Source organism: Candidatus Krumholzibacteriia bacterium (assembly GCA_029865265.1).
Classification (GTDB): domain Bacteria; phylum Krumholzibacteriota; class Krumholzibacteriia; order WVZY01; family JAKEHA01; genus JAKEHA01.
In genome coordinates, this window is record JAOUHG010000061.1 from 1 (window position 1) to 8,878 (window position 8,878).

Annotated in this window: 7 protein-coding genes; 2 read left to right on the forward strand and 5 right to left on the reverse strand. The window is 60.8% G+C overall.

The window, feature by feature from the left end:
* Positions 1-71: 71 nt before the first annotated feature.
* Positions 72-194 carry a CcmD family protein gene (locus OEX18_15065; protein MDH4338588.1) on the forward strand — a complete coding sequence of 41 codons (123 nt, stop codon included), beginning with the start codon at positions 72-74 and terminating at the stop codon, positions 192-194.
* A 158-nt stretch (positions 195-352) separates the two neighbouring features.
* On the opposite strand, the gene OEX18_15070 is transcribed toward OEX18_15065, so the two are convergent.
* From OEX18_15070 to OEX18_15090, 5 genes are all read right to left on the reverse strand, one after another.
* On the reverse strand, positions 353-940 hold the full coding sequence (locus OEX18_15070) for a hypothetical protein (GenBank protein MDH4338589.1): 588 nt from the start codon (positions 938-940) through the stop codon (positions 353-355).
* 23 nt (positions 941-963) lie between these two features.
* Complete coding sequence (locus OEX18_15075; GenBank protein ID MDH4338590.1) at positions 964-4,893, reverse strand: right-handed parallel beta-helix repeat-containing protein; 3,930 nt, start codon at positions 4,891-4,893, stop codon at positions 964-966.
* Between the two features lie 69 nt (positions 4,894-4,962).
* Positions 4,963-6,471: a C25 family cysteine peptidase gene (locus tag OEX18_15080; protein MDH4338591.1), complete on the reverse strand. Its 1,509-nt coding sequence runs from the start codon at positions 6,469-6,471 to the stop codon at positions 4,963-4,965.
* 80 nt (positions 6,472-6,551) lie between these two features.
* The gene (locus tag OEX18_15085) at positions 6,552-7,388 is read right to left on the reverse strand and encodes a hypothetical protein (protein MDH4338592.1); all 837 of its coding nucleotides are present in this window, start codon (positions 7,386-7,388) and stop codon (positions 6,552-6,554) included.
* 116 nt (positions 7,389-7,504) lie between these two features.
* Positions 7,505-7,618 carry a hypothetical protein gene (locus tag OEX18_15090; GenBank protein ID MDH4338593.1) on the reverse strand — a complete coding sequence of 38 codons (114 nt, stop codon included), beginning with the start codon at positions 7,616-7,618 and terminating at the stop codon, positions 7,505-7,507.
* Positions 7,619-8,067: 449 nt separating this feature from the next.
* Between OEX18_15090 and ccsA the strand changes: the two genes are divergently transcribed.
* Complete coding sequence (gene ccsA, locus OEX18_15095) at positions 8,068-8,826, forward strand: cytochrome c biogenesis protein CcsA (protein MDH4338594.1); 759 nt, start codon at positions 8,068-8,070, stop codon at positions 8,824-8,826.
* The last annotated feature ends 52 nt before the right edge of the window (positions 8,827-8,878 follow it).

Genomic DNA, 8,878 nt, shown 5'->3' on the forward strand with positions numbered 1-8,878 from the left:
CGGCGCGTGGCGGTGGAGAGAATGAAGATGCTGGTCGACGACCTGCGCGAGCAGGCGGAAGGAGCCCGGTCATGACGTGGTTGTTCGCAGCCTTCGCGGTGGTATGGATTGCCGTTTTCGCCTACCTCGTCCGCATCGGCAACATGCAGAAGAAACTCGAAGACGAAATCGCGGCGCTCAAGGGGAAGCGGTAGCATCCCCTCCGGTTTCGCGTTTGCGCAGCAACGAACCCCCAGGGGTTCGTTGCCATCTGCTGCTTCTTTAGTGGAGGGAGAGGGCGGGGTGACGGGGGATTCTAAGCTCTTCATATCTCATCATCGGTGCAGAAAGCCGCATCCTTGCGAACTGACGCCTATCGGGACTGCGCTCGGCGGACGGCGGGAACGACCTCGTGTCGGCGGTAGATTCGGACCTGGGCCACAGCGCCCTGGGGAAAGTTCCCCGGCACAACGATAAACTCCCCCTCCCGCATTCCGGTCACCGACCCCAGGACCAGCCCGTGGTTCCTTATCGCCCCTTCCAGGTGCGAACGAACAATCGTGGTTATGTCCAACACCACATGCCGACCCGCTCCCGCCGCCACGGGACGCACCGACCGGCTCGCCCGGTGGAGTCTTCCAGGGTCGAAGTCATCGGAAAGGGGCTCTATGAGGGCGTAAATCTCTAATACCGGGGCTTCACTCACGTATCCCTCCCGTTGCTTCGCGCTCACGTCAACCACGAGTTCCAGAACCGCTCGTTCCAAGTCGGCGCCGCTAAGCGCCTCCGGTGGCTCATATGACAGCGTGTAATACCGACCGACGGCCGAATCCGGATCGGCGCGCAGTGTCACGTCGCTCGACTGGATCAAGATGACCTGCTTCGTGGGATCCGAGCGACCGGCACCGATGAGCACAAGCCAGGCGATGACCCCCAAGGATATCTTGTTTAGACGATACATTGTTCTCATCCCCGTACCCGCTGTCATTTGAGGAGCAGCAACTTCTTCGTTTCCACAAACTCGCCAGCGCGCATACGGAGGAAATAAACCCCGGAGGCCACTGGCACGCCTTCTCGATTTCGGCCATCCCAAGACAGCGAATAGGAGCCCGGCACTTTGTCCTCGTTCACCAGAATGGCCACACGCCTCCCAGCCACGTCGTATAACGCAATCTCGACGCGACTTCCCGGCCTCGGAACCTCGTACGCGATGGTCGTCGTCGGGTTGAACGGGTTCGGGTAGTTTTGGCGCAGTCTGAACTTCACCGGCAGCCTCACCTCGGCGGCCCCAGCCAGCACCGGCATGTTGGACGGATTGCACAGATCCGGCAAATCGCACCCCAAGTGAGGGTCGTAGTCGACATACCCATAGATCTTCGTCGTCGCGGCCCCGCACTGGCTCGGCGGGTTCCTGGCCAGATGGTTGTTCTCCATCACCACCGTGTTCCCCGTGAGGTTTGAGAGGATGAAGCTGGTATTCGGCCTCAAGATATTGTAGCCCAGCGAGCTCCCTCCCGATTGGTGCCCCAGATCGGGGTTCGCGTCGTTCACGACGGCGATGCCGTTCGTGTTATTGGTGACCGTACTCGACTCGACCGCCGCCGTGGAGAAGTTGTCGCACTTGACACCTCCGGTGTTGTAATGAATCGAGTTGCAGGATCGGATCATCGGGTTGCTCTCGTAGCTGTAAACCCCGATCACGTTGTTCGTGATCGTATTGCGCGTGATCGCTACGTCGCCCGGGCCCTCGACATAGACCCCGTTGGTCGTGCTGTTGTCGATCAGGCAGTTATCGATGACCACGGAAGAGTCGTAGACGTTCTCGACCCACACTCCGTCGCCATTGCCCGTGAAACTGCAGTCTCGGACGGTCGCCATGACCCAAGAATATGCGCAGGGCGGGTCTGGATCCACGCACGGGATAGTCTCAAGGTCGAGACCGACGTCATTGCCGTCGAAGGACGTCCCCGTCGCGTCCAGCCAGGAGTCACGGACGCTAACCCCAAAGAGGGACGCGTCTTCGATCGTCGCGTTCGACAGACTTAACGACGTGCGCGTCGTCGCGTTGATGCCCAGTTCGCCTCCTCGGATCGTCGTGCCGTCCACGACGACGTTCGCTTCCTGTGTGTAAATGCCCGTGCCGGAATTGTCCTCGAATGTGCCGCCCTCGATGACGACCGTCGAATCGCCGGTGTTACCCAACCACATGCCGTGGGCGTTGTTCGTGAACAAACAATCACGGATGGTCGCGCTGACCCATGAACCGGTCAACTTGGTCAATATGGCGCCGTACTCGTTACCGGTGAACGCGGTATTTGTTGCGTGGAGCCTCGCCTCGTCGAAAACAGTCACGCCATACTGGACACAGTCCTCGATGGACGAGTTCGACAGCAAAAGCACCGCACCTCCTCGGGCGTCAATCCCAGTTTCAAAGGTGTTCGATACCGTGCTCGAGATAACGACCAGCGGGGAACGGGTCGCGATTCCGACGGATGCGTCCGACAGTTCCACGAACGAGAGCGTGTCGGGGCTATTCGCGCTGGCGACACGGTTATCCACCTGGAGGCCGGCCCATGTCGCGGACCCGGAGGCGGACGGATTGCTGCGCAGCACCACGGGCGCGTTCGCTGATCCCTTCATTCGGACGGATCCGAAGACCCGCAATTGGAACGGGTCAGAAACCGAAGCGTCCACGCGAATCTCGGTTCCGTGACCCACATACAGGCTGGGCGCGGCAGTGGAATCGAGGGTAACATGGCCCAGCATCCGTGTTCTCTGATAAAGGCTGACTGGGTTGGTGTAGCCATCGCCGATGATCGGCTGCTCGTTCAGACCGGTGTTCAGCGCGTTGGCGAAACGCTGCGACCAGGCCGCTTCTCCCGCCGCGGAACCCAGCTCGAACACGTGAAGATACTGATCGGGCGATACGTAGACCATCTCGTACGCCCCGTCATCGTCGACGTCATCGATAGCGGGAAGACTCGAGCTGCTTGAGGACTTTCGTGTTCGAAACGTCCATTCCGGCTGGAAGAGGTCAAGATTCGCGTCGAGAATTACGACATGCGTCCAAAACGGAGCTTCGTTCGGCGGGTAGAAGTGTATGTTGGGATCCTGCTCCTCAAAGACCACGACGATCTCGAGCGTGCCATCGGCATCCAGGTCGATCAAGAGCGGCGGCGCCACCGGATCGCCGGGCGTGGTCCGCGTATCAAGGACGCTACCATTGGCCGACGACACTAGCCTGACCCGCTGGTGATCGAGAACCACAACGTCGGCGTTCTGATCGCCATCGACGTCTCCTGCCGCGAAATGAACTGGGTAACCGAAAGCGAGATCACTCAGTGTCCACTCGAGGGATCCGCTCGCGCTGTAGAGTCGGAGGATCGGCCCTGGATAGGCTCCGTTGCAGAGAACCGACAGGGTGCCATCGCCACCTTTGTCGATCAGTACAATCGCGGGATCAGTGATGGTCCCCTCTGCAAGGTCCTTCTGCCACTTCTGTGTTAGACCCCCCGTTGCGTACGATAGAACCGTCAGTTCATTGCCCGCTGCGGGCGATCCGGGGCCAGTGTTCGCGTGTGTCTGGAGAATCACAATCTCCTTGCTCCCGTCCATGTCAAGGTCCCCAATTGCAGCCGTCGCGGCTCCAACTGAGAGACCGACGTCTACCGAGTGCGTGAAGAGGATCGTATCACGCGGTGAGAACGCCCTCACTTGCAGAGAGTCGCCGAACGCACCGTCAATGTATCGGAGCGTCACGAACTCCATCTCAGGATCATCCGGGCCCAGATCCGAGAGGAGCCATTTGGCTTCCCAGTTGTTCACCACAGGTCGCGTATCTCCCACCAGTCGCGTCTTGACGACCGCCCCCGATTGGCCATTCAAGATGCGGACCGACGAGCCGTGCTCCACTGCCACGTATGAGGAAGCCGATTTGTACAGATGGCCGGCGACCGGCTGGTTCTTGATGTGGGCCAACACCGACCCCGTTCCGTAGGTCCAGACGGCCTGGGTGTCTCCGACCGCGTAACACTGAAGCACTCGGTCGGTGGAGGTGAAGCCCGATACCAGAACCTCCTTCCCCGGTGCCGAGGCGAGATCCGCGATGGTTACCGAACGCTCGGCTCCGTTGAACTGGAGACGCGTGGGATAGGCGCCCTCATAAGGGAGGGCCAGAAAGTCCCGGAAGGCGATGTTGTTGTCCTCCGCTCGTTCGGCAATTAGGTCGTCGGGATCAAGAACGACGTACAGCCTCACGTTGCCTTCAAGACCCGAAACCGAAAAGGTCACGACATCCGGTCCGTATGCGCGCAACGTATCGATCACTTCGGTCCCGAACAGCGACGATCCCTCGCTTCCTGGCTCGCCGCGCCAGAGCTCGACCTCGAGATCGTACACATCCGTTTTCCAGGCATTATGCACCGTGACCTCAATCGTACCGGCTGAGTGCGCATACGATCCCCATGCAGTCCGAATGTCGCTGGTCCCGACCGCCACATCGAAGGTGTCGGCGGGTGCGGGCGCGCGGGTTCGTATGTTCAGCGCGGGATCGCCGAGAAGCATCAGGTTCCGGACAGTCACGAGATCCGACAGGCGGAACAGCCGCGCACCGACGAGGAACTCGCCCAGCGTGTTCGGGTTCTGTTCTGAGAGGGAACGAAAGAGGCTTACGAGGTCCTGCTGCGCGTTCCATGTTCCCGTGGTTCGCGAGTACCCGATCACGCCCACGGCACCACCCGGCTGGATAAGAAGCCGCTCGCCCATCGCATCGCATGGATCGATGTGCTCATAGCCCGGACTCTCGCAGCTGAGGCTGGACTGCGGCGGGACCGTGCAGCAGGCTCCCCCCGGGAACCAACGCTGCGCCGACTCGTATGTATTGTCGAACTGGCACGTGTGGGAGCCAAGCGACAGCGCGACGGTGGGTTTGTCCTCATTCTCGAGAAACTCATAGTTTCTCGGATAGAACGCGCCGTCCCAGTATTACAAGAAGCCGTGGTCGAAGAATGCGGTCAGCCACTTCCCCGCCTCGATACGCCCTGCGACCATCTCGCCAAACGTCTCGTGATTGGCCTCATTCGACGGGAGTGTCAAACGATGGAGCTGTGTCACCGATCTTCCCGGCGGCGGATAGTACGCGAGCACAGAGTCGAAGAAGGCCTGGAACCCGCTCAGTCCGCTAAATGTAAAGCCGTCATCGCTTACGCCAGAAACCATCAGAACGCTGTCCGCCCACGCGGAGGCCGTCAGCGGTTCATACGCCACGATCTTTGTCACGACGTTCGTCAACTCCCAGTCCAGTGAGTCGTCATCAACGGGGAGTCGACCGATCAATACGTCTGGGAGCAGATCGGCTGCCGGATCGTCAAGGAAAGAGTAGTACGCATCAGATGCTGCCTGCTTGCTTGCCCCAGATCCGTACCCGTAGTACGACGGAAGCAGCACATTCCGATCTGCGTCGAAGGCGTCGCCAACCAAGAGCACGTACCCTAACCGACCATCCGACATGTGCGCGGCGGTCTGTGATGCATACACGGAGTCGATCATCGACCGTATCATCACGGGAGTGACCAGAGTGTCAGGCTCGGTGCTCATCTGAGCGGTCCTCATCTGGGACACCTTCGCGATCGCCACGTTGAACCCGTTGTACGACGCCCGCCGTAGCGCGAGCGAATCGATGAGGCTCGAACTCACGAGCGAGTCGGTAACGATCATGAGGTAGTCTGCACCGCACGAGGCGGCGGACGCTGCCGCCACCTCCCACGTGGATCCCGTGCACCTGCAAACCTGCCCTCCCGAGGACATCGTCATCCGGGTGCCCGCGGACCCGCCAGCGATCCCTCCGCCCGCTCCGCGGGGCGACCAGTTCAAGACCGAGCCCGTGAGCGCCGCATCCATCGGCCCCACATCATTGAATACGCTTCCCCGAGGCTGGTTGACGGCTACCCGAATGTCCATGTCCGTGGCCACAACGATGCGCCCGGACGCCCGGTCCCACCGAATCGGACTCACTACTATGGATGCAATGCGCTGACCGCGTATATGTCCAACATACTCGATCCACGCGTTCGTTTCGGGAAACACGCGTTGCATACGGAGCGCGTCTGCCGCGCGATTCCCGAACGGTAGAGATGCCCCGTGATCCCGCCAGGAAGAACTCTTGTAGGAGCCAAGCTGGACGCCATCGAGGACCGTCGTGCGATCCACGCCCACCGTTATCGACACCTCGCCGCCGTTCGCCACCGCGACCGCACGTCGATACACGGGTAGATCCGCTGCGCCATTCACTCCAAGCGGCTCGCCGCCCTCGAGGGTCAACCGATACTCGCGCCCTCGCACTGGTCGGACTTGGAGGGTCGGCACCGAGAGCGTGAAGCGGATTTCCTCGTGACTTGAGCTTGAAACACGAAAACCAGAGGGGTAGAGAAAGCCGCGGACGGTTGCAGGAGGACCGCCTGGCCGCGTGTCAGCCTCGGACCGAAGTCCGATCACCGTCAGTAGAACACATGTCGAAGCGAGAAAAGCGGCCAGGACAACACGTCTGTGAGCCACGGGAGCCCCCTCTTTTCTGACTACTCCCGGTAGATCGCCTTGACGCCCCCCCAAGTCTTCATCTCCGTGCGCACCGGCCCGCACCCGACTGGAAGCGGGCCGATGAGACCGCAATCGACACCATCGGGATGATTACCGGGAGCGCATGGAGAATCGCTCTGAAGGTAGTAGTTGCCTTCACCACAGAACATCGGGTCGCCGCTAAAATTATTGAATCGGTACGGGCATGCGCCCTGTGAGCCGTTGATGAGGTTGCAGTGGATCTGCACGCCGAAACAGGATTCGCCCCCCTCAACGCCGTTCAGGATGATGTTGTTACGAATCTCGGCTCCCTCGGGATTAGCCACAAGATAGAGACCAGAACCCGTTCCGAGACACGCGTTGTTGTGAATCGATACGAATGTCCCGCCAAGTGTAATCGATGGGGCTCCGCTGAACGCACTGTCGATGATGTTGTTGCTAACCTCAACGAAGTCGCCACCGATATGGACCGGGGAAACCGCACCAATGAGACCAGCGCCGAGCACAGTGAACCCCGACACCACGCAATTGTCGCGGGTCGAAACGAGTCCAGGTTGTGGCGGGTTACCCGGTTTTAGGACGGTTGACGCAGGCCCCTCCTCGGAGACCAATGAGGTGCCCGCCTTCAGGAGGACTCCGCTTCCGGCCGCATCCGAAACGAAATGAGTCCCGGGGCCCACGAGGATCACATCACCGCTAGCGGAACTGTCCACCGCGGCGGCGATGGTCGGCGCGTCGCCCGAGCCGTCGGCGGCCACGTACCACGTGCGGGCAGGCGCAGTACCAACAAGAAGAAGACCGGCAAACGCGGCCAGGATGAGGATTTTTGGGGTCACGCTTGACCTCCCTAGCAGATTGGAAGAAGCGTAGCATGTTTTTTGCCTGATCGTCAACTATGAACTTGACTTCCGTGTCGAAGTGCTCACCCGACTTGCCTCGACACTCAGTGTCATCAGTTCCCCCGATACCCCACCGCCTCAGCGACGTGCCTTTCCGCGATTCGCTCGCTCACGTCGAGGTCGGCAATCGTGCGCGCAATGCGGACGATGCGGCCGCGTGCGCGGATGCTTACGAGGAGGGACTTCTAGCGAGCCTTCTCGAACCGGGAAGCGGCGTAGACCCTCGTCGAGGGGTGCTAGCAGAGTGGTCCTCTTTCGAGGATGCCTGCCTTGGGGCTTTGCCTTCATCCCAACGTTTTGACCCGGGGATCAGGCGGGCAACCTCATTGAGTTTACCCTCATTCTCCTCGTCCATCAACGGCGCACTTGACGCGACCCACGGATGCGCTTGCCCCGCCGTGCGTGGATCCATCATCTCCGGCAATCGCAGCGCGGTCCATTCCCTTTGAAGATGACTTCCGCGTGTTCATATCCTGCTTCTTTGCGCAGGCGCTGCTCGCTCTTCGGAACACGGTAACGTCGAAAGTCCCAGTCGACGAGAGCCGCGCCGGCGGCGCTCGGGTTCATCGCGTATCGCCTAGTCAGCTCCAAACGAGATCTCTACTACTCGGAAGACATGCTCGGCCTGCGCGACCAGAAGAACCTCGCGCACCTCTACTCCCAGCGCAGCACCGCCTACGAGAACCTTCGCGACCTCGACAACGCCGTCCTGGAGTCCGCGCTGTTCATGTGGATGGCGGTGGCGCTGGTGATGGTTTTCTACTACGCGCCCATCGAGAAGTCACAGGGCATCGTGCAGAAGATCTTCTACTTCCACGTGCCGCTGGCCTGGAACGCGTTTCTCGGCTTTCTCATCGTGTTCATCGCGAGCTTCCGCTACCTCGCCACCCGCGACCCCAAGTGGGACGCGCGCGCGGTGGCGGCCGCCGAGGTGGGCGTGCTGTTCACCACCCTCGTATTGATCACCGGCCCCATCTGGGCCAAACCCACATGGGGCATCTGGTGGACGTGGGACGCGCGCCTGACACTCACCTTCGTGCTGTGGCTCATCTACCTGGGCTACCTCATGCTGCGCCGCTACGTCGAGTCGCCCGAACGGCGCGCGGTGCTCTCGGCCATCGTGGGCATCATCGGCTTCATCGACGTGCCGCTGGTGTACTTCGCCATCCGCTGGTGGCGCACCCAGCACCCGCAGCCAGTGCTCATGGGCGGCCAGGACTCGGGCCTCGACCCGAAGATGCGCGCCACCCTCATGGTGTGCTCGGCGACGTTCCTCTTGTTGTACACGGTGATGTTCCGCCGGCGCGTGGCGGTGGAGAGAATGAAGATGCTGGTCGACGACCTGCGCGAGCAGGCGGAAGGAGCCCGGTCATGACGTGGTTGTTCGCAGCCTTCGCGGTGGTATGGATTGCCGTTTTCGCCTACCT

What these genes read in the sequence shown, in the direction of transcription:
- ccsA (MDH4338594.1), top strand. Translation starts at nt 8,068, where the DNA reads ATGCTCGGCCTGCGCGACCAGAAGAACCTCGCGCACCTCTACTCCCAG.
- OEX18_15070 (MDH4338589.1), bottom strand. Translation starts at nt 940, where the DNA reads ATGTATCGTCTAAACAAGATATCCTTGGGGGTCATCGCCTGGCTTGTG.
- OEX18_15065 (MDH4338588.1), top strand. Translation starts at nt 72, where the DNA reads ATGACGTGGTTGTTCGCAGCCTTCGCGGTGGTATGGATTGCCGTTTTC.